The organism is Humibacter sp. (assembly GCF_051954055.1).
Taxonomy (GTDB): Bacteria; Actinomycetota; Actinomycetes; order Actinomycetales; family Microbacteriaceae; genus Humibacter.
The window spans coordinates 19,669-39,861 of sequence record NZ_JBQCIE010000121.1; the positions used below are offsets into that span (position 1 = coordinate 19,669).

General features: G+C 69.0%; 14 protein-coding genes. 3 read left to right on the plus strand and 11 right to left on the minus strand.

Features of this window, described 5'->3' with window-relative positions:
* Nucleotides 1-10 precede the first annotated feature (10 nt).
* The 10 genes from ACTHNC_RS15895 to ACTHNC_RS15940 form a co-directional block, all read right to left on the minus strand.
* Complete coding sequence (locus ACTHNC_RS15895; RefSeq protein ID WP_440295594.1) at nucleotides 11-427, minus strand: DUF3054 domain-containing protein; 417 nt, start codon at nucleotides 425-427, stop codon at nucleotides 11-13.
* 50 nt (nucleotides 428-477) lie between these two features.
* The gene (locus ACTHNC_RS15900; protein ID WP_440295595.1) at nucleotides 478-2,130 is read right to left on the minus strand and encodes a DUF7059 domain-containing protein; all 1,653 of its coding nucleotides are present in this window, start codon (nucleotides 2,128-2,130) and stop codon (nucleotides 478-480) included.
* 25 nt (nucleotides 2,131-2,155) lie between these two features.
* On the minus strand, nucleotides 2,156-2,485 hold the full coding sequence (locus ACTHNC_RS15905; protein WP_440295596.1) for a YciI family protein: 330 nt from the start codon (nucleotides 2,483-2,485) through the stop codon (nucleotides 2,156-2,158).
* 126 nt (nucleotides 2,486-2,611) lie between these two features.
* A complete protein-coding gene (gene gatB, locus ACTHNC_RS15910; RefSeq protein ID WP_440295597.1) occupies nucleotides 2,612-4,108 on the minus strand; it encodes an Asp-tRNA(Asn)/Glu-tRNA(Gln) amidotransferase subunit GatB in 1,497 nt (498 codons plus the stop codon).
* Nucleotides 4,108-5,661 carry an Asp-tRNA(Asn)/Glu-tRNA(Gln) amidotransferase subunit GatA gene (gatA, locus tag ACTHNC_RS15915; RefSeq protein ID WP_440295598.1) on the minus strand — a complete coding sequence of 518 codons (1,554 nt, stop codon included), beginning with the start codon at nucleotides 5,659-5,661 and terminating at the stop codon, nucleotides 4,108-4,110. The genes gatB and gatA overlap by 1 nt, the downstream gene beginning before the upstream one ends.
* Complete coding sequence (gene gatC, locus ACTHNC_RS15920) at nucleotides 5,661-5,960, minus strand: Asp-tRNA(Asn)/Glu-tRNA(Gln) amidotransferase subunit GatC (RefSeq protein ID WP_440295599.1); 300 nt, start codon at nucleotides 5,958-5,960, stop codon at nucleotides 5,661-5,663. Before gatC ends, gatA begins: the two co-directional genes overlap by 1 nt.
* Nucleotides 5,961-6,002: 42 nt before the next feature.
* Entirely contained in the window at nucleotides 6,003-7,847 is a 1,845-nt protein-coding gene (locus ACTHNC_RS15925) for an alkaline phosphatase family protein (protein WP_440295600.1), read from the minus strand.
* Nucleotides 7,844-10,294: an NAD-dependent DNA ligase LigA gene (ligA, locus tag ACTHNC_RS15930; protein ID WP_440295601.1), complete on the minus strand. Its 2,451-nt coding sequence runs from the start codon at nucleotides 10,292-10,294 to the stop codon at nucleotides 7,844-7,846. The genes ACTHNC_RS15925 and ligA overlap by 4 nt, the downstream gene beginning before the upstream one ends.
* A gap of 31 nt (nucleotides 10,295-10,325) precedes the next feature.
* Nucleotides 10,326-11,435: a tRNA 2-thiouridine(34) synthase MnmA gene (mnmA, locus tag ACTHNC_RS15935; RefSeq protein WP_440295602.1), complete on the minus strand. Its 1,110-nt coding sequence runs from the start codon at nucleotides 11,433-11,435 to the stop codon at nucleotides 10,326-10,328.
* 177 nt (nucleotides 11,436-11,612) lie between these two features.
* On the minus strand, nucleotides 11,613-12,851 hold the full coding sequence (locus ACTHNC_RS15940) for a cysteine desulfurase family protein (RefSeq protein WP_440295603.1): 1,239 nt from the start codon (nucleotides 12,849-12,851) through the stop codon (nucleotides 11,613-11,615).
* A 19-nt stretch (nucleotides 12,852-12,870) separates the two neighbouring features.
* On the opposite strand from ACTHNC_RS15940, the gene glgX reads away from it, so the two are divergent.
* Both glgX and ybaK read left to right on the plus strand, forming a co-directional pair.
* Nucleotides 12,871-14,925 (plus strand): glycogen debranching protein GlgX, encoded by a 2,055-nt coding sequence (gene glgX, locus ACTHNC_RS15945; RefSeq protein ID WP_440295604.1) that lies wholly within the window; start codon nucleotides 12,871-12,873, stop codon nucleotides 14,923-14,925.
* On the plus strand, nucleotides 14,922-15,416 hold the full coding sequence (gene ybaK, locus ACTHNC_RS15950) for a Cys-tRNA(Pro) deacylase (protein ID WP_440295605.1): 495 nt from the start codon (nucleotides 14,922-14,924) through the stop codon (nucleotides 15,414-15,416). Before glgX ends, ybaK begins: the two co-directional genes overlap by 4 nt.
* A gap of 4 nt (nucleotides 15,417-15,420) precedes the next feature.
* Here the strand turns inward: ybaK and glgP are convergent, their stop codons facing one another.
* Complete coding sequence (glgP, locus tag ACTHNC_RS15955; protein ID WP_440295606.1) at nucleotides 15,421-17,979, minus strand: alpha-glucan family phosphorylase; 2,559 nt, start codon at nucleotides 17,977-17,979, stop codon at nucleotides 15,421-15,423.
* Between the two features lie 137 nt (nucleotides 17,980-18,116).
* Between glgP and ACTHNC_RS15960 the strand changes: the two genes are divergently transcribed.
* Nucleotides 18,117-20,186, plus strand: a complete 2,070-nt coding sequence (locus ACTHNC_RS15960) for an alpha-1,4-glucan--maltose-1-phosphate maltosyltransferase (RefSeq protein WP_440295607.1) — start codon at nucleotides 18,117-18,119, stop codon at nucleotides 20,184-20,186.
* Nucleotides 20,187-20,193: the final 7 nt, after the last annotated feature.

The following is a 20,193-nucleotide window of genomic DNA, read 5'->3' on the forward strand; positions in this document are numbered from 1 at the left end:
ATCGGGCCGTTCAGCCGCGGCGACGCGCGCGGGCGGCGGAGACGGCCAGTGCTATCACGCGCCAGCCGATCAGGAAGACGGCGAGCACCACGCCGGCCACGATCACGAACGAGACCGCGATGGCCTGCCCGCTGACGACTCGCAGCAGCATGCCCAGCACGAGCGTCGCCGCCCACACGACAACGCCGGTCGGCCACAGCGCCCCCGGGCGCCGCCAGGCGAGGCAGACGAGCCAGCCGACGACGAGCCCCGCGAAGAATGGCCAGAACGTGACGAGAGCCCCGGCGAGCACGTTCTCGCCGTGGCTCCCCCGGCCGATCAGCACGAAGAGCAGAACCAGTGCGACATCGAGCACGACGGCCGGCCAGATGGGCACGCCTCGGGTGCTGGTTGCGCGGGACGGGCTCTCGGTGACAGGGGAAGACACGAACGAAATACTATGTGGCGGCGCACCACAGCGCCCTGGCATCCGTCGCCTCAGTCGACGCCGAGCGGGTCGAGCATGCCGACGAAGATCAGTTCACGCACGCGTGGCAGCAGGTCCGCCCCGAGCTCGGCGGCATCCACGTCGAGCAGGTCAGCCAACGCCCCGACGATGACACCCACCGGAAGGTCGCCGTCGCACGCGCCGACGAAGGCGGCCAACGCGGTGTCCGCCTTCAACCGTCGACCGAAACCGCCGCCCTGAAGCAGGGCGAGCATCGTCGGGTCGTCGTCACCGGGCCAGTAGTGCCGCTCCTCGGTGACATCCGGCGCGGTGATCAGCGTGGCAAGGCGCAGCTGCTCGTCATCGACGGATGCCAGCCACCGCGCCACGCGCAAACCGCGCGCCAGGTGCGATCCGAGCCCGCCTTCCGAGGACGCGACCGACTCCTGCGAGCCCGTCGAGGTGACAGACTCGAACCTGCGCAGCGTGACGGCACCGTCGATCGGACGACGCAGGGTGACGTAACCGAACCCGACGTAGCGCACGTCGCGAGCGGCGAAGTCGTCAAGCCAGGCATCCGTGAGCCGTTCGAAGTCATCGCTGCCTCGTCGGGTGCCGCCGTCGCGGATCCAGGTCTCGGCGTACTGCGGCGCATCCTGCAGCTCTCGCTCCACGATCCAGGCGTCCAGGCCGCCCGGCTCCTGCTCGTCGCCGAGCCAGGAACGCACACGGTCGAAGGCCTCGCCCTCGCCGTGGTACTCCCAGTTGCCGAGGAACTGCGCGATGCCGCCCGGATCGAGATGCTCGCGGACTCCGCGCATCACGGCCTGCACGATCGCGTCTCCGGTGAGGCCGCCGTCGCGGTACTCGTACTCGGGAACACCGGTCACCCGCGGCGTGATGACGAACGGCGGGTTCGACACGATCAGGTCGAACGACTCCCCCGCGACGGGCTCGAACAGGTTCCCGTGCCGGAACTCGATGGTGTGCACGTCGTTCAGCAGCGCATTGAACTCCGCGAAGCGCAGAGCACGGTGCGAGATGTCGGTCGCCACCACCCGATCGGCGTGCCTGGCCGCGTGCAGCGCCTGGATACCGCACCCGGTCCCCAGATCGAGCGCGGCCCCGACGCGGTCGCGGATCATGATCGCGCTGAGCGTGTTCGATGCGCCGCCGACGCCCAGCACGTGGTCCTCCCGGAGCACCCGCCCGAGAGCGAGTTCGCCGAGGTCGGAGCAGATCCACCAGGACCCGTCGCCGGCGTCACCATCGAAGTACGAATAGGGCCGCAGGTCGACAAGTGGACGAGCCCAGGTCGTCTCCGACCTTTCGCCGCCCTCGTCGAGCGCGACGAGACCGAGACTCCATGCACCATCGATCCCGAGCGCAGGCAGAGCGGATGCCAGAGCCTGCGCCCCGACCGGCAGCCCCAGCACGAACGCGGTGGCGAGCACCGCCAGCGGTTCGTGCCGGGCGACCCCGGGCTCGGCCGCGCGTCGTGCCGCGACGCGCTGACCGCGGAACAGTGCTGCCGCAGCCTCCTCGCCCCAGAGCTCGTCGAGTGCATCGACGGTGAATCCGGCCGACTCCAGGTCGTCACGGAGGCGCGCGATCAGCGCGGCGTCGACACCGACGACATCCTGCGGTGCCGCAGGTGCCTGCTTGAAGGCGACGGAGGAGCTTTCGGGAGCGTCATCCGGCATCCCGCCATTCAACCACGCGCAGTGACTACTCCTCCGCGTAGAACTGGCGCACCTCGACCAGGCCGCCGCGAGCCATCGGGTGTCGAGCCGCGATCTCCAGCGCACGCTCGAGGGACTCCGCCTCGATCAGGTCGAACCCGGCGATCTGCTCCTTCGACTCGGCGAACGGGCCGTCCGTGATGAGCAGCCGGTCGCCGCGCCGCCGCACCACCTTGGCCGTCTCGGCAGGCAACCGCTCACCGACGATTCGCTCGCCGGAGGCGGCGAGCTCGTCCACCCACTGGTCGATGGACACATCGGCCTCCGACTCGGGCTCACCGGTCGGGTCGGTGCAGATCAGCAGCATGTATCGCATGAGCTTTCCTTTCGTCTCTAGCGGCTCACTCATCAACTCGTCGAAGGGAGACCCACGCTTACGACAAACTGCACGCGACTTTTTTCGACGCACTCGAAAGTACGCCAGACCCCTGACTCGGGACGGCTACTGAGCGGCGCGCTCCAGCACGAGCTCCCGCACCCTGGCGGCGTCGGCCTGACCTTTCATCGCCTTCATCACGGCACCGATCACCGCGCCGGCCGCCTGCACCTTGCCGTCGCGGATCTTCTGCAGCACGTCAGGCTGTGCGGCCAGCGCCTCGTCGATCGCGGTGATCAGCGCGCCGTCATCGGAGACGACCTTCAGGCCCCGTGCCTCGACGACGTCGCTCGGCGAACCCTCGCCGTCGATGACGCCCTCGAGCACCTGCCTGGCCAACCGGTCGGTGAGGTCGCCGTTCTCCACGAGGGCGACGAGCTCCGACACGTGCAGAGGCGAGACCAGCGCGGTCGCCTGCACTCCGCGCGCGTTCGCAATGCGGGTGATCTCGCCGGTCCACCACTTGCGCGCGGATGCCGGTGCCGCGCCCTCCGCGACCGTCGCCTCGACGGCATCCAGCAGGTCGCCGTTGACGACGTCCTGGAACTCCAGCGCCGTGAATCCCCATGCCTCGCGCAGCCGGGCACGGCGCTCGGAAGGCGGCTCGGGCAGAGTGGAGCGCAGCTCCTCGACCCATTCGCGGCTCGGTGCGACCGGCACGAGGTCGGGCTCCGGGAAGTACCGGTAGTCGTCGGCGTCGCTCTTGGGGCGGCCCGATGAGGTGGTGCCGGTGTCCTCGTGCCAGTGGCGCGTCTCCTGCGTGATGGTGCCACCGGCATCCAGGATCGCGGCCTGCCGCTGGATCTCGTACCGCACGGCGCGCTCCACCGAGCGCAGCGAGTTGACGTTCTTCGTCTCGGTGCGCGTACCCAGAACGGTCGAGCCGCGCGGGCGAAGCGAAACGTTGGCGTCGCAGCGCACGTTGCCCTCCTCCATGCGCGCGTTGGAGACGCCGAGCGCCTTCACCAGCTCGCGGATGTGCGCAACGTACGCCCGCCCGACCTCCGGGGCGTCGCCGTCGGCGCCCTCGATGATCTTCGTGACGATCTCGACCAGCGGCACGCCGCCGCGGTTGTAGTCGACGAGCGAGTAGTCCGCGCCCTGGATGCGGCCGGTGGCGCCGGCGTGCGTGAGCTTGCCGGCGTCCTCCTCCATGTGCGCGCGCTCGATGAGGACCGTGACCTGTCTGCCGCTCTCCAGCTCGACCGTGACCTCGCCATCGTGCGCGATCGGCTCGTCGTACTGCGACGTCTGGAAGTTCTTCGACGTGTCCGGGTAGAAGTAGTTCTTGCGGGCGAACCGCGAGCTCTCCGCGATGTCGCAGCCGAGCGCCAGACCGAGACGGATGCTCGACTCCACCGCCTTGTGGTTCACCTGCGGCAGACCGCCGGGCAGCCCGAGGCAGGTGGGGCAGGTGTTCGCGTTGGGGCCGGAGCCGAACTCGTTGGCGCAGGCGCAGAACATCTTGGTCTTCGTGTTCAGCTCGACGTGCACCTCGAAACCGAGCACGGGCTCGAAGAGTTCGAGGGCTTTGTCGTAGTCCATCAGGTTGTCCTTGGCCATCAGACCGCCCCCTCCTCGCTCGCGAACATCTCCGTCTGCGCCAGTTGCGGCGCCTGGGCGAGCAACGGATGCCCCCACCCGGCCGTAAGCAGCCGCTCGAGCGCCGCACCGATCGTGTACAGCCGCGCATCCTGCCTGGCCGGCGCCATGATCTGGAGCCCGACGGGCAGGCCGTCTTCCAGCGCAAGGCCGACCGGGAGCGCAAGACCCGGAACTCCTGCGAGGTTCGCAGGAATGGTGGTGATGTCGTTCAGATACATCGCCAGCGGGTCGTTGACCTTCTCGCCGAGCTTGAACGCCGTCGTCGGCGCTGCCGGGCTGATCAGCACGTCCGCCTGCGAAAAGGCGGACGCGAAGTCGCGCTGGATGAGCGTTCGCACCTTCTGGGCGCTGCCGTAGTACGCGTCGTAGTAGCCGGCGCTCAGTGCGTATGTGCCCAGGATGATGCGGCGCTTCACCTCGGCACCGAATCCCGCATCCCGCGTTGCGGCCATGACGCGCTCGCTCGTCACCGGTCCGCTCTGCGGCGGAACGCGGAGCCCGAAGCGCACCGAGTCGAAGCGGGCGAGGTTGCTGGATGCCTCGGCCGGCAGGATCAGGTAGTACGCGGCAACCGCGTACTCGAAGCTCGGCGCCGACACCTCGACCACCTCGGCGCCGGCAGCGCTGAGCAGGGCGACGGTCTCGTCGAACCGCTGCTTGACGCCCGGCTGGAAGCCCTCGCCGCTGCCGGCGATCTCCTTCACGACGCCGACGCGCACGCCCTTCAGTGCGTCGTCGCGCAGCCCGGCGCGGGCGGCCTCCGCCATGGACGGCCAGTCCTCGACCAGCGAGGTGGAGTCCAGCGGGTCGTGCCCGGCGATCACGTCGTGCAGCAGCGCTGCGTCGAGAACGCTGCGCGTGACGGGCCCGACCTGGTCGAGCGAGCTGGCCAGGGCGATCGCTCCGTAGCGGCTGACGCCGCCGTACGTGGGCTTCACACCCACCGAGCCGGTCACGGCGGCGGGCTGCCGGATCGAGCCGCCGGTGTCACTGCCGAGAGCGAGCGGAGTCTCGAACGCGGCGACGGCAGCCGCCGAACCGCCACCCGATCCGCCCGGGATGCGCTCGAGGTCCCAGGGGTTGTGCGTCGGCCCGAACGCAGAATGCTCGGTGGACGAGCCCATGGCGAACTCGTCCATGTTCGTCTTGCCGAGCGGCACCAGATCCGCGTCGCGCAGCCGCTTCACCACCGTCGCGTCGTACGGCGGAATCCAGCCGTCGAGGATCCGCGAGCCGGAGGTCGACGGCATGTCGTACGTGCAGAGCACGTCCTTGATCGCCACCGGCACGCCCGCGAGCGGGCCCAGTTTCTCGCCTGCCGCGCGGCGGGCATCCACGGCTTCCGCCGTCTGGAGGGCCTTCTCGGATGCCACGTGCAGGAACGCGTGCACGTCAGGGTCCACCGCGTGGATGCGCTCGAGGTGCGCACGGGTCACCTCCACGCTGGAGACGTCGGATGCCTCGAGCCGGGCGGCGAGCTCGGCCGCGCTGAGTCTGGTCAGGTCGGTCATCACGCCTCCTCGTCCAGGATGGGGGGTACCCGGAAGTAGTCGCCTTCGCGATCGGGTGCCCCCGACAGCGCCTGCTCGACGGTGAGGCTCGGACGCACCACGTCGTCCCGGAACACGTTCGTCATGGGGATCGGATGGCTCGTGGCCGGCACCTCGGGCGTCGCCACCTCACTGACCTTGGCCACGGATTCCACGATCTGCCCCAGCTCGGTGGTCAGGCTCGTCAGTTCGGCTTCGCTGAGGTCGATGCGGGCCAGTTCGGCAAGGTGCCGCACCTGGTCGGCGCTGATATCGGGCATGGGTCTCCGTAGCTCGGTTCAGTTCGAGGGATGCCGTCCAGTCTATTCGGCAGCGCTGGGCGGCTGCGTGGGGCCGGGTGCCGTCGAACCAGGGGACGTGGGAGAAGTCGGCGCGGGACTCAGCGGCGGAAGGAGCGGCTCGGCAGGGTTCGGCCCGGCACCGAACACCCCTTTGCCCGACACGGTGATGAGGTCGTACGCCTCCCGGTACGTGCGCGGCACCCGCGTCTCGTCGCCGCCGTAGTGCGCGATCAGCATGCCGAGCAGGCCGACCCCCGGCGGTCCGAGCGGACGGTCGTCGTCGCCGCCGGGAACGGGAGGGCCGGCCTCCGGATTCGGCGGAACCCACTGCGGGTGGGTCTGCGGCCAGGTGGCGGGCTGCCGCGGCGTGCGCAGCGTGACCGCATTGTCGATGGTCGGTGCGCCGGCATCCCGCTCGGTCAGGGGCGCCAGCCGGTATTTCTTCTCCAGGGTCGCCATCACGCTGGAGTGGTGCATGGTCTCGTTGATGACGTGACCCTTCGCGGTCCACGCGGAGATCGCGAGCGCGGGTACGCGGACTCCGAGACGGTCGAACCGGAAGTCCATTTCCGTGTCGCCCAGCCGCTTCGACGGCGGTTTCGCAGCCGGCGGCGGTACGTGGTCGTACAGGCCGCCGTGCTCGTCGAACGTGACGAACAGCATCGTGTTCATGGCGTTCGATCCGTTCAGCGTGGCGCTCTCCCTGATCGCCGAGTACACCCTGTGCAACAGTGCCTCACCGGCGCGCACGTCGGAGATCGCGCCGCTGGCGATCACCTGGCCGTCGACATCCGTTCTGGTGAACGGTCCGACCGGCGGGTGCATGTCGTTGTGGTCGTAGGTGAGTCGCGGCTCGATGAACGAGTAGGCGGGAAGCTCGCCGCGCTTCACGTCGTCGTAGAAGCGAGCCATGGTGCGGAAGCGGTCGGTCTTCCAGAACTTGTGAAGCGCCGGCGCATGGATGAATCCGGTGAGCGAGAGGAACTGATTGTCGTCGAAGTAGATCGCCCACGAGATCCCGGCATCCTCGAGCCGATTGAAGATCGTGTCGGCACCGCCGTCGACCTCGAACCACTTGCGGTAACCGCCGCTGCCGTTGTTCGTGACGAAGCCGTGCGAGGTGGCGGCGTGAAAGAACGACCTGTTGCAGAACGTCTGCGACGGCACAGCACAGTGCCAGTGGTCGTACACGGCGAACTCTTTGGCCAAGGTCGAGAACACCGGAAGCATCGTGGGATCGAACGCACCCATGATGCGCCGGTACTCGTCGATCTGCGGCGTGACCCCGCGCCGGTCGACCCGGATGTGATCGATGTAGTCGGCGAGGAATCCGCTCATGTCCGGCTCGGCACCTGCAGGGGGCGCGTTGAACGGCGGATCCATCTCCCCGAGGAACTTGTCCGCATTGCCGGGTGGGTCGACCCTGCCGAAGAGCTGCTGGTTGACGTAGGGGTACTCCTCGCCAGGGTCCGGGTCGGGCTGGCTCATCACGAAGTCGGTCGTGCCGTTGTAGACGTGCACCGGGATGTCGAGGCCGGTGAGCGGATCCCGGTTTGCGTCGCGCTCCACGTCGAGGCCCTCGAAGTGCTGACCGTGGGGCGGCTTCCCGTCGGCGTACAGGAATCCGAGGATGTTGTCGAACGACCTGTTCTCGAACATGATCGCGACGAGATGGTCGAAGCCCGGCTTCGACGGCACGGGAAGCAGGCCGAGTTCGCGTTCGATCTCGGGATGAACGCTCGCACGTCCCGCAGCCGCCCCGATCGCGGCGCCCGCTGCGCCTCCGACGATGCCGCCCGCGGCGGCGCCGGCGGCCGCGATTCCGGCTCCGCGCAGGAACTCGCGGCGCGAGGCATCCTGTGTCACGAGGGCGTGCTCTCCCCCGCCTCGTCCAGCGACTCCGATCCCTCCAGTGGTTCCGATCCGCCCAGTGCGGCAGGTCCGCCCAGTGCGGCGGGTCCGCCCTCCAGCAGGAGCCTGAACTGCCCGGCATCGAGGATCGGCACGCCGAGCTCCTCCGCCTTCGCCAGCTTGGATCCGGCTCCTGGGCCGGCCGCGACGTAGTCGGTCTTCTTCGACACGCTGGAGGCCGCCTTGCCGCCGGCGGCGATGATGGCCTCCTGCGCTCCCTCCCTGGTGAAGCCCTCGAGCGATCCCGTCGCCACGACGGTCAGGCCGGCGAGCGGTCCGCCCGCTTCCTCCGCACGCCCCGGTCCGGGATGCCCGGGAGTCGAGAACCGCACCCCGGCCGCCGTCCACCGCTCGACGATCTCGCGGTGCCAGTCGACGTCGAACCAGTCGAGCACGGCATCCGCGATGATCCCGCCGACGCCGTCGACCGCGGCGAGCTCGTCTCTGCTGGCCGAGCGGATGGCATCCAGCGAACCGAACCAGTTCGCCAGCGCCCGTGCGGCGACCGGGCCGACATGCCGGATGCTCAGTGCCACCAGCAGCCGCCACAAGGGCTGCGTCTTGGCCTTCTCGAGCTCGGCGAGCAGCGTGACGGCCGCTTCGGACGGCGTGACGAGACGGTGGTTCTTGCGGATGCCCGCCTTGCGCCGTTCCGCCGCGCTCGCGTGCTCGAATCCCGGCGGGTACACCAGCGCGACCTTCTGGAACGGCGCGCGCCGTACCGGCAGGCCGGTCTCATCGTCCACCTTCGGAGCGCCGGTCTCGACGTCGCGCACCACCACCTCGATCGGAACGATCTCGTCCTCGGTGAGCTCGAAGAGCCCTGCCTCGTTCGCGAGCGGCGGCTCAGCCGGGACCAGCGGCTGCGTGAGCGCGGCGGCGGTCACCTCTCCGAGCGCGTCGATGTCGAGCGCTCCTCGGGAGCCGATGTGCTCGACCCTGCCCCGCACCTGAGCGGGGCAGGACCGCGAGTTCGGGCACCGCAGGTCGATGTCGCCCTCTTTCGCGGGCGCCAGACGAGTGCCGCACTCGGGGCAGAGCTCCGGCATCCGCCACTCCCGCTGCGTTCCGTCACGGCGCTCCTCCACGGCACCAAGGATCTCGGGGATGACGTCGCCCGCCTTGCGCAGCACGACCGTATCGCCGATGAGCACGCCCTTGGCCTTGACCACCTGCTGGTTGTGGAGGGTGGCCTGCCGCACCGTGCTGCCCGCCACCTTCACCGGCGTCATCACCGCGTACGGCGTCGCCCGTCCGGTACGGCCGATGCCGACCAGAATGTCCAGCAGGGTCGTGAAGACCTCCTCCGGCGGGTACTTGTACGCGATCGCCCACCTCGGCGCACGACTGGTCGCGCCGAGCTCATCGTGCGTGGCGAGGTCGTCGACCTTGACGACGACGCCGTCGATCTCGTGCTCGAGCGAGTGGCGGCGCTCCCCCATCTCGGCGATGTAGCCGGCCACGGCATCCATGTCGTCCAGCACCCGGTTGTGCGGAGACACCGGAAGACCCCAGGAGCGGATCAGGTCGTACATCTCCGACTGCGTTCGCACTGGCGGGTCGGGCCAGGCGCCGATCCCGTGCAGGTACAGCGAGAGCCGCCCCTGCCGCTCGCGCATCAGGTCGAGCTCCTGCGGCGACTTGTTCTCCCTGCGCTGGCGCAGGCTCCCCGCCGCGGTGTTGCGCGCGTTGGCGAACTCCGGGTAGCGGGTCTTGATCTCGTCGTCCGTCTTGCCCTTCGCCCGCTGCAGCTGCGCGTACTGGTCCTGCAGCTGGTGCTGTCGTTCGTTGAGGAACTCGAAGTCGGCAGTCTTCAGGAACACCTCGCCGCGCACCTCGAAGAACGGCGGCCATCCGCTGCCCTCGAGCCTGCGTGGGATGACCGGGATCCAGTCGACGTTCTCGGTGATGTCTTCGCCGACGGTTCCATCACCGCGGGTGGTGGCGGTCTCCAGAACGCCGTCGCGGTACGCCAGGCTGATCGCGAGCCCGTCGATCTTGACCTCGGTGAGCCAGTGAACCGGATGTCCGGCCGCCAGCTGAGTCTTGTTCGCCCAGTCGCGCAGCTCGTCGATGCTGAACACGTTGTCGAGGCTGAGCATCCGCTCGGCGTGCTCGTGCGGCGGGAAACCCGCTGACGCGATGTCGGCCCCCACGGTCTGCGTCGGGCTGTCCTGACTGACGAGCTCGGGGAAGCGCTGCTCGATCGCCTCGAGCCGATGGATGTCCGCGTCGTACTCCGCGTCGCTGATCAGGCTGCCGCCCGCGTAGTACGCGACGCGGTTGCGCTCGATGCGTTCACGCAGCTCGTCAGATTCGGCGTGCGCAGACTCGAAGTCGGCGGGGATGTCGCTGTCCGCTGGGATGACCGAGCCTGCCGGAATGTCCGTCACGTCCGCCATCCTAGAAGCGGCCACCGACGTTGCGGCCGCTTCAGCGCGTGGTGGCCGGAACCGCGCTCACCGTTCGGTCGATCGTGCACTGCCCGAGCACGCGCGTTCCCACGTAGACGACAGCGCTCTGTCCGGTCGCCACCCCGTTGATGGGTGTGGCCGGCCGGATGACCAGCTCGCCGTCGCGCAGGAGGGCCGTGGCGGCCACGGGGTCGGCGTGCGCCCGGATCTGCACCTCGCAGGCGAACGGCGTGGCGGCATCCTCGGGCGGCAGCCCTGCCCATGTGATGCGACTACCGGCGAGCTCGGCGATGTCGAGCGCCTCCTTGGGACCAACGACGACCGTGTTGTCCTTCGGGCGCACCTCGAGCACGAAGCGCGGGCGGCCGTCCGGAGCTGGGACAGTGATGCCCAGGCCGCGGCGCTGTCCGATGGTGTAGGCCGTCGCGCCCTCGTGGCTCCCGACGACGCTGCCGTCGCGGTCGATGATGTCACCGGGCGCCGTGCCGACGTGCTCGGCGAGCCAGCCGCGCGTGTCACCGTCGGGGATGAAGCAGATGTCGTGCGAGTCCGGCTTCGACGCGACCGTGAACCCGCGCTCCGCCGCCTCCGCGCGCACCAGATCCTTCGACGGTGTCGCGCCGAGCGGGAACATCGCGTGAGCGAGCTGCTCGGCCGTGAGCACGCCGAGTACGTACGACTGGTCCTTCGCCCACGCCGCGGCACGGTGCAGTTCCCGGTTGCCGTCGGCATCCGTCACGATGCTCGCGTAGTGGCCGGTGCACACCGCGTCGAACCCGAGCGCCATCGCCTTCTCGAGCAGTGCGGCAAACTTGATCTTCTCATTGCAGCGCAAACACGGGTTCGGGGTGCGGCCGGCCGAGTACTCGGCGATGAAGTCGTCGACCACGTCGAGCTTGAACCGCTCCGAGAAGTCCCACACGTAGTAGGGAATGCCGATCAGGTTGGCCACCCGCTGCGCGTCCATCGAGTCCTCGATGGTGCAGCATCCACGGCTCCCGGTTCGCAGCGTTCCCGGCATGCGGCTCAGCGCTAGGTGCACGCCGACGACGTCGTGCCCGGCGTCAACGGCGCGCGCCGCTGCCACCGCGGAGTCGACTCCGCCGCTCATCGCCGCCAGAACACGCATGCGCTACAGCCTACGAAAGTGTCCCTGGATGTTCATTTCACGCGCTGGAGCGGCGCCGACATGACATCCGCCCGGAAACATGCCGATTGGTCCTGCTATCGGCGGGACAGCGCGATCTGTCCTGTTGACGGAACCGGCACAAGGTGCGAGGGCTCAGCGGGCGCCGCGTGCGGAAGGTCAGCGGGCGCCGAGCGCGGACTCTCGGGCGGCGAGACCGGCACGTGACGCTTGCGCGTATGCCGCGGGCAACGCCGCCAGAAAAGCATCGACGTCAGCCTCGGTCGAGGTGCGTCCCAATGTGATGCGAAGCGCTCCGCGCGCCTCGTCTTCGGTGCGGCCCATGGCGCGGAGCACGTGAGACGGCTCCGGGATGCCCGCCTGGCACGCGGATCCGGTCGAGACCTCGACGCCCGCGGCGTCCAGGAGGAACAGCAGGGAGTCCCCCTCACAGCCGGGGAAGGTGAAGTGAGCGTTCGAGGCGAGTCGGGCATCCGCGGAGCCGTCCGAACCGGGCTCGGGGCCGCTGAGCACGGCTTGAGGCACGGCACGGCGCACGCCGTCGATGAGGCGGTCGCGGAGTACGGTGAGCCGCTCGGCCTCAACGACGCGGTCGCGGTCCGCCGAGACCGCCGCCACCGCGAAGGCGGAGGCCGCCGCAACATCCTGCGTTCCGCTGCGCACCTGGCGCTGCTGCCCACCGCCGTGGATGAGCGGAACGATCGTGGCGTCCCTCGACAGCACGAGCGCGCCCGCGCCGACCGGGCCGCCGATCTTGTGCGCAGAGACGCTCAGTGCTGCGAGCCCCGCCCCCGCCTTCGAGCCTGTGCGGCGACGCATTCCAGTGAAGTCCACCTGCAGGTGTCCGAAGACGGAGACGGCGTCCACGTGCACCGGGACGCCCGCGGCCGCCGCCAGCGCGATCATCCGTTCGGCCGGCTGGATGCTCCCCACCTCGTTGTTCGCCCACAGGAACGTGAGCAGAGCGACCGTGTGCGGCTCGCGTGACAGGGCGCGCTCGAGCACGTCGACCCGCACGAATCCCTGTTCGTCGAGGGGGAGCCACTCCACCTGGGCGCCCTCGTACGACTGCAACCACTCGACCGTGTCGAGCGTGGCGTGGTGCTCGCCCTCCGGCACGAGGATGCGATTCGCGCCCCGGCGCGCGCCGGCCCAGTAGAGCCCCTTGATGCCCAGGTTGATCGCCTCGGTACCACCGGAGACGAGCACGACCTCGATGCCCTGGCAGCCGAGCGTGCCGGCAAGCTGCTCGCGGGCATCCTCGAGCGCGCGCTTGGCGGACTGGCCGGCGGAATGGATGCTCGACGGGTTGCCCACCTCGGTCAGCGCGCGCGTGTACGCCTCGATCGCCTCGGGCAGAACGGGGGTGGTGGCGGCGTGGTCAAGGTAGACCGGCATACGAATTACTGTAGAACGCATGTCCACCGAGGATCCCCTGTCGCAGCTCGGCGTCCACGCCGAAGCGGACGGCGGGACCATCGGGGTGTACTCGAAGAACGCGACATCGATCGACCTGCTGATCTTCGACGATTCCGATCCGAACTGGCGGATCGATACGGTGCCTCTCACCCGCGGGCACGGCGACGTGTGGACCGCGCAGTCGCCGCACCTGAGACCGGGCACGCGATACGACATCAGGTGCTCTGGTCCGCGCGGACCGGAGCACCACTTCAACGAGCGCCAACTGCTGATCGAGCCGTACTCGCGTGGCCTCCTGCGGGCGGGCACGAAGGAGTGGCGCTCGGTCGTCATGGACGGCGGCTTCGACTGGGCAGGGACGGGCAAGCCGCACGTGCCGACCGACCACACCGTGGTCTACGAGGCGCACGTGAAGGGCCTTACCACTCTCAACACCGCGATTCCCGCTGACCTCCGCGGCACCTACGCCGGTCTCGCTCATCCGGCGACGATCGAGCACTTTCACCGGCTCGGAGTCACCAGCGTCGAGCTCCTACCCGTGCAGGCGTTCGTGACGGAGCAGCGCCTCTCGCGGCTCGGGTTGTCGAACTACTGGGGCTACAACACGCTGAACTTCTTCACGCCGCACGCGCCGTACGCGACGAAGCAGGCGCAGGCATCCGGTGCGGAGGCGGTGCTGCGTGAGTTCAAGGGGATGGTGCGGCTGTTGCACGAGGCGGGGCTCGAGGTCATCCTCGACGTCGTCTACAACCACACGGCCGAGGAGGGTCTCGGCGGTCCGACGACCAGCCTGCGCGGCATCGACAACGCCACGTACTACCGGCAGAACCCTGACGGCTCCTACATCGACACCACGGGCGTCGGCAACACGATCGACTACGGCAATCCGGTCGCAGAGCGGCTCGTGCTCGATTCGCTGGCGTACTGGGCGAACGACGTGCAGATCGACGGCTTCCGCTTCGACCTCGCCGCCACTCTTGGTCGCGACGAGACAGGCGAGTTCGACAACGACCACTCGCTGCTCACGGCGATCGTCGACGACCCGTACCTCGAGGGCGTCAAGCTCATCGCGGAGCCGTGGGATGTCGGCCCTGGCGGCTGGCAGACCGGCGGGTTCCCGAACGGCTGGCACGAGTGGAACGACCGGTACCGAAACCGCGTGCGCTCGTTCTGGTTGGCGGACATCGCGGATGCCCGTGCGAACGGCTCCGCACCGACCGGAATCGGCTCGTTCGCCACCAGTCTGGCCGGGTCGTCCAATCTGTTCAGTCCGGAACGCGGCCCGCTGGCATCCGTCAACTTCGTCACGGCGCACGACGGCTTCACCCTCGCCGACCTCGTGTCGTACGACGAGAAGCACAACCTCGGAAACGGCGAGGACAACCGCGACGGCACGAACGACAACAGGTCGTTCAATCACGGCGTCGAAGGACCGACCGACGACGAGGGCATCCGCGCCGCGCGACGCAAGGCCGCGCGCAACCTGATGGGAACGCTCCTGCTCTCGGCGGGCATCCCCATGATCACGGCGGGCGACGAGTACGGCAGGAGCCAGTCAGGCAACAACAACGCGTACTGCCACGACGATGAGCTCACCTGGTTCCGCTGGGACTGGGACGAGCGGCAGAGCGACTTCGCCGCGGTCACGGCCGAGCTGATCAGGCTGCGCAGGGAGAACCCGGCGCTGCGTCCCGTGCGGTTCGGCAAGTTCGGCGAGACCGTGCCGAGCGCCAGCCAGCTCGACTGGTACGACGCATCGGGGAAGACGATGGCGCAGCAGGACTGGGACTCGCCCGAGCACCGCACTCTGCAGTACCTCGCCGCGTCGACGCCCGAGTTCGAGGAGTTCAACCGCATCCTGCTCGTGGTGCACGGACTCGAGACCGACACGTCGGTGACGCTTCCCGAGCGCGAGGGCGTTGGCGGCTACACCCTGTTGTGGGACAGCGCCCTGGAGACGGTGTCTGAGGCCGACGCGGAGTTCGCGCCCGGGGGCACTGTCGACATGGGTCCCACCTCGATGAAGCTCTTCCGGGCGCACGGGTGGCGATGAAGAAGTCGGCATCGGCGCGCGCTGCGGGGACACCGGCCACCGTGGAGCTCACCCGTGCCGGTGTCCCGTTCACCGCGCACGCGTACGAGCACGACCGGGGCGCCACGTCGTTCGGAATCGAGGCGGCCGATGAGCTGGACGTCGATCCGGCGCGCGTCTTCAAGACGCTGATCGCGGATGCCGACGGCCGGCTCGTCGTCGGCATCGTACCGGTGACCGGTCAACTCGATCTCAAGGCACTAGCTGCTGCGGTCGGCGCGAAGCGGGTGTCGCTTGCCGACCCAGCGTTGGCGCAACGGAGGACCGGCTATATCGTGGGCGGGATCTCGCCGGTCGGGCAGAAGTCGAGGCTGGAGACGGTCCTGGATGCCTCGGCCTCCGTCTTCGAGACCGTCTACGTCTCCGGCGGCCGCCGCGGATTCGACATCGAGCTGACGCCGAGCGACCTGCTCAGGGTCACCGACGGACGCCTCGTCGCCATCGCTCGCTGACGGGTCAGTGGGCGATGGTGACCAGTCCGAGTTCAGCAGGGCTCGCCATCGCCGGATTGCACGGCAGCACGCGCACTGTGTAGCCGAACGATCCGGCGCGGTCCAGCGGCACGACGCCCTCGAACGCTGACGTGCCGCCTGTGCCTCCGTCGTGGTGACTCAGCCGCTGATGCCCGACCTTCTCGAGGTCGTCGTCCTCGCCGATACGGCCGTACACGACCTCCACGGCGACATCCGACGGCTCCAGCGTGCCCAGCGCCACGTGTGCACGAAGACGGAGCCGGTCGCCGACCTGAGGCACGGCATCCACTCCCCCGGATTCCACGTGCACGACCGCCACGTCCTGCCACGCATCGGTCACGCGCGCCTTCCATGCGGCGAACTCGCGAGCGCCCTGGTACCTGTTCGCGCCGAGCTGCGTCGACTCGGCGTAGGCCGGCTGATACAGCTCGGTGACGTACTGCCGCACCATGCGGTCCGCGCTCAGCTCAGGAGACAGCGTCTTCAGGGTGTGCCGCACCTGCTGCATCCAGGTGATCGGCACCCCGGTCTCGTCCCGGTCGTAGAAGCGCGGCGCGATCTGGTGCTCGATCAGGTCGTACAGCGCGTTCGCCTCGAGCGCGTCACGTTCGGCGGCATCCCCCGCGGCGTCCGCCGACGGGATGGCCCAACCGTTCTCGCCGTCGAAGTACTCGGCCCACCAGCCGTCGAGGATCGACAGGTTGAGCGCGCCGTTCAGCGCCGCCTTCATTCCGCTCGTGCCGCACGCCTCGAGCGGACGCAACGGATTGTTCAGCCAGATGTCGCAGCCCGGGTACAGCGTCTGCGCCATCGTGATGTCATAGTCCGGCAGGAACACGAGGCGATTGCGCACCTCGGGCGAGGCCGCGAACTCGACGAGCTCCTGGATGAGCCGCTTGCCGCCGTCGTCGGCCGGATGCGCCTTGCCCGCGATGACCAGCTGCACCGGGCGCTCCGGGTCGTTCAGCAGGCGCGTGAGGCGCTCCTTGTCGTGCAGCATCAGCGTGAGCCGCTTGTAGGTGGCGACGCGGCGGGCGAATCCGATGGTGAGCACGTGCGGGTCGAGCACGCCGGACAGCCACGCCGGGGTGATCGCGCCCCGAGAGCGGCGGTGCCACTCCCCTGCGACACGCGTGCGGGCATCCTGCACCAGGTTCTCGCGCATTCTGCTGCGCACGTTCCACAGGTCGTGATCGCTGAGCGAAGGCGAGAGCCAGTCGGCGTGCGTCGTGTCGGACGTGCCGAGCGTGTTCTGCGCCAGCTCGGTCAGCAGCGGATCGGTCCAGGTGGGCGCGTGCACGCCGTTGGTGACCGAGCCGATCGGCACCTCGTCGTAGTCGAATCCCGGCCAGAGGCCCGCGAACATGTGCCGCGACACGTTGCCGTGCAGCTTCGAGACGCCGTTCGCGCGCTGCGCGAGCCGCAACCCCATCACGGCCATGTTGAACACGCCGGGCGATCCGCCGTCGTAGTCCTCCGCCCCGAGGCGCATCACGTCGTCGACGTCGATGCCCGGCACGAGCTCGTGCGCCTGGAAGTAGCGGTGCACCAGGGATGCGTCGAAGCGGTCGATTCCCGCCGCGACCGGTGTGTGCGTGGTGAAGACGGTTCCGGCGCGCACCGCCTCCAGCGCCTGCGGGAACGTGAGGCCCTCGCCGATCAGCTCGGCGATGCGCTCGAGACCCTGGAAACCGGCGTGGCCTTCGTTCGTGTGATAGACGCTCGGCGGGGCGAGGCCGAGCAGACTCGTGGCAGTACGCAGCGCCCGAACGCCCCCGATGCCCAGCAGCAGCTCCTGCAGCAGCCTGTGCTCTCCCCCGCCGCCGTACAGACGGTCGGTGACGCTGCGCAGGTCGTCGTCGTTCTCCGGGATGTTCGTGTCCAGCAGGAGAAGACGCACCCGCCCGACGAGGGTGGTCCAGATGCGGGCGCTCAGGGTGCGGCCGTCGGGCATGGCGAGCGCGACGATCGCCGGGGTACCGTCCGCGTGCCGCAGCACCGACAGCGGCATCCCATCGGGATCCAGCACCGGATAGCTCTCCTGCTGCCAGCCGTCGGCGGTCAGCGACTGCGCGAAGTATCCGGACCGGTAGAACAGCCCGACGCCGGTGAGCGGGACGCCGAGATCGGACGCGCTCTTCAGGTGGTCGCCCGCGAGGATGCCGAGGCCGCCGGAGTACTGCGGCAGCGCGGCCGCGATGCCGAACTCGGGCGAGAAGTACGCGATCGACTGCGGGGCATCGTGAAGCGTCTGATACCACCGCGGTTCGCCGATGTAGCGGCGCAGCTCGTCTCGCAGGCCGTTCGCCCAGCCGATGAAGCCCTCGTCGTCGGCCAGCTCCGCGAGACGCTCCGGGCTGACGGCGCCGAGCAGCGCGATCGGATCGTGGTTCGTTGCGCGCCAGAGGTGCTCGGAGACGTGGCGGAACAGATCCCTGGTGGGCTCGTGCCATGACCAGCGCAGGTTCGAGGCGAGCTCGTCGAGCGCTTGCAGGGAGTCCGGGATGACCGCACGGACGGTGAATCGACGGATGGCTTTCACTCGCGCAACCCTACCCACGCCGCATGTCCAACGTGTGAACGCGTGCCTGACGCGCGCCTCGCGCGGGAGTGTGGGGGCGACGCGCGCGGCGTGCAAGGGGTGGCGACTTCCGGGCCCCGTAGCGCTACGGTCGGAGAATGCCGACAACGTCGTCACGCTCCTCCCGTTCCCGCCCGCCGGCGGAAACAGCACAACGGAGCGAGTACCGTCCCGTACTCGGCAGGCTCCCGATCCTCGACGTGAGTCCCGTCGTCGAGGGCGGAGCATGGCCGGCCAAGGCGTACAACGGCGAGGTGGTGCCGTTCTCCGCCGTCGCATTCCGCGAAGGTCACGACCTGATCGGCGTCGAGCTCGTGCTCACGGCGCCCTCGGGTCAGACGCTGAGGCGAAGGATGTCCGCACTCGCAGCGGGAACGGACAGCTGGGGCACGACGGCGCTTCTGAACGAGCAGGGCACGTGGCGGTTCCGCATCGAGGCGTGGGCGGACGACGTCGCGACCTGGTGGCACGCCGCCGGCATCAAGGTGCCTGCGGGAATCGACGTCGACCTGATGCTGGCGGCGGGCGCCGAGCTCCTCAGCCGCGCGGCGGTGGAACAGGGCGATGCCGCAGACGGACGCTGGCTCGCGGACGAGGCGGAAGCACTCGTGAACGGCCGCAAGCCGGCGACCGTACGGCTGGACGCCCTCGCGACGAACGGCGTGCTGGACCACCTGACCGCCAACCCACTGCGGAGCCTCGTGACCTCATCGCACGAGTACGAGGTGCTCGCGGAGAGAGAACGCGCCGGGGTCGGCGCCTGGTACGAGTTCTTCCCACGCTCGGTCGGCGCCGTGCGCCAGGAAGACGGGTCCTGGAAGTCGGGGACGTTCCGCACGGCGGAGTCCCGGCTGCCTCGGATCGCGGAGATGGGCTTCGATGTGGTCTACCTTCCGCCGATCCACCCGATCGGGCTGGCCTACCGCAAGGGGCCGAACAACTCGCTGGATGCCGGCGAGAACGACCCGGGCTCGCCGTGGGCGATCGGCGGAGCGGACGGCGGCCACGACGCGATCCACCCGGATCTTGGCTCCGAGGCCGACCTCAAGCGGTTCGTCACGCGGGCGAAGAAGGCCGGACTCGAGGTGGCGCTGGACCTCGCGCTGCAGGCCTCGCCGGATCACCCGTGGGTGCGCGAGCATCCGGAGTGGTTCACCCGGCTGCCCGACGGCTCCATCGCGTACGCGGAGAACCCGCCGAAGAAGTACCAGGACATCTACCCGGTCAACTTCGACGACGATCCGAACGGCATCCGCGTCGAGGTGCTCCGCATCGTGCGGCACTGGATGCGTCTGGGCATCCGCATCTTCCGCGTCGACAATCCGCACACGAAGCCCGTCGACTTCTGGGAGTGGCTCATCCACACCATCAATGCGGAAGAGCCGGACGTCGTGTTCCTGGCCGAGGCGTTCACCCGGCCGGCCGTGATGCAAACGCTGGCGAAGGCCGGGTTCCAGCAGTCGTACTCCTACTTCACCTGGCGCAACACGAAGGTCGAGCTCGAGGAGTTCCTGGACTCGATCGCGCACGAGACGGCTGCCTTCATGCGGCCCAACCTGTTCGTCAACACCCCGGACATCCTCACCGAGTACCTGCAGTTCGGCGGCCGGCCCGCCTTCAAGGTGCGGGCCGCGATCGCGGCGACCGGCGCTCCGCTCTGGGGCGTGTACTCGGGCTACGAGCTTTACGAGTCGGTGGCGCGAAGCGGCGCTGAGGAGTACATCGACAACGAGAAGTACGAGTACCGGCCGCGTGACTACGAAGGCGCCGAGTCCCGGGGCGAATCGTTGGCGCCGTACCTCACGATGCTGAACAGGGTGAGGCGCGAGCATCCTGCGCTGAGGCAGCTGCGCAACCTGCACGTGCACTCCAGCGAGGACGACGCCGTTCTCGTCTACAGCAAGCATCTGGCCGCGGAGTTCACCGGCACCGGCCGGCCAGACACGGTGATCGTGGTCGCCAATGTCGACCCGCACGCCGTGCGCGAGACGCTCGTGCACCTCGATCTCGAGGCGATCGAGCTGCCGCCCGAGTCGACGTACGAGGTGACGGATGCCGTGACCGGGCAGGTCTGGTCGTGGGGTGCCGTCAACTACGTGCGGCTGGATGCCTTCCACGAGCCCGTGCACATCCTCAGCGTGAACTCCCCTGCAAGTCCCCCGGCGTAAGGCGGCC

What these genes read in the sequence shown, in the direction of transcription:
- ACTHNC_RS15940 (WP_440295603.1), bottom strand. Translation starts at nt 12,851, where the DNA reads ATGCCGGTCTACCTTGACCACGCCGCCACCACCCCCGTTCTGCCCGAG.
- ACTHNC_RS15900 (WP_440295595.1), bottom strand. Translation starts at nt 2,130, where the DNA reads ATGCCGGATGACGCTCCCGAAAGCTCCTCCGTCGCCTTCAAGCAGGCA.
- ACTHNC_RS15905 (WP_440295596.1), bottom strand. Translation starts at nt 2,485, where the DNA reads ATGCGATACATGCTGCTGATCTGCACCGACCCGACCGGTGAGCCCGAG.
- ybaK (WP_440295605.1), top strand. Translation starts at nt 14,922, where the DNA reads ATGAAGAAGTCGGCATCGGCGCGCGCTGCGGGGACACCGGCCACCGTG.
- mnmA (WP_440295602.1), bottom strand. Translation starts at nt 11,435, where the DNA reads ATGCGTGTTCTGGCGGCGATGAGCGGCGGAGTCGACTCCGCGGTGGCA.
- gatA (WP_440295598.1), bottom strand. Translation starts at nt 5,661, where the DNA reads ATGACCGACCTGACCAGACTCAGCGCGGCCGAGCTCGCCGCCCGGCTC.
- gatC (WP_440295599.1), bottom strand. Translation starts at nt 5,960, where the DNA reads ATGCCCGATATCAGCGCCGACCAGGTGCGGCACCTTGCCGAACTGGCC.
- ligA (WP_440295601.1), bottom strand. Translation starts at nt 10,294, where the DNA reads ATGGCGGACGTGACGGACATTCCGGCAGGCTCGGTCATCCCAGCGGAC.
- glgX (WP_440295604.1), top strand. Translation starts at nt 12,871, where the DNA reads ATGTCCACCGAGGATCCCCTGTCGCAGCTCGGCGTCCACGCCGAAGCG.
- gatB (WP_440295597.1), bottom strand. Translation starts at nt 4,108, where the DNA reads ATGGCCAAGGACAACCTGATGGACTACGACAAAGCCCTCGAACTCTTC.
- ACTHNC_RS15960 (WP_440295607.1), top strand. Translation starts at nt 18,117, where the DNA reads ATGCCGACAACGTCGTCACGCTCCTCCCGTTCCCGCCCGCCGGCGGAA.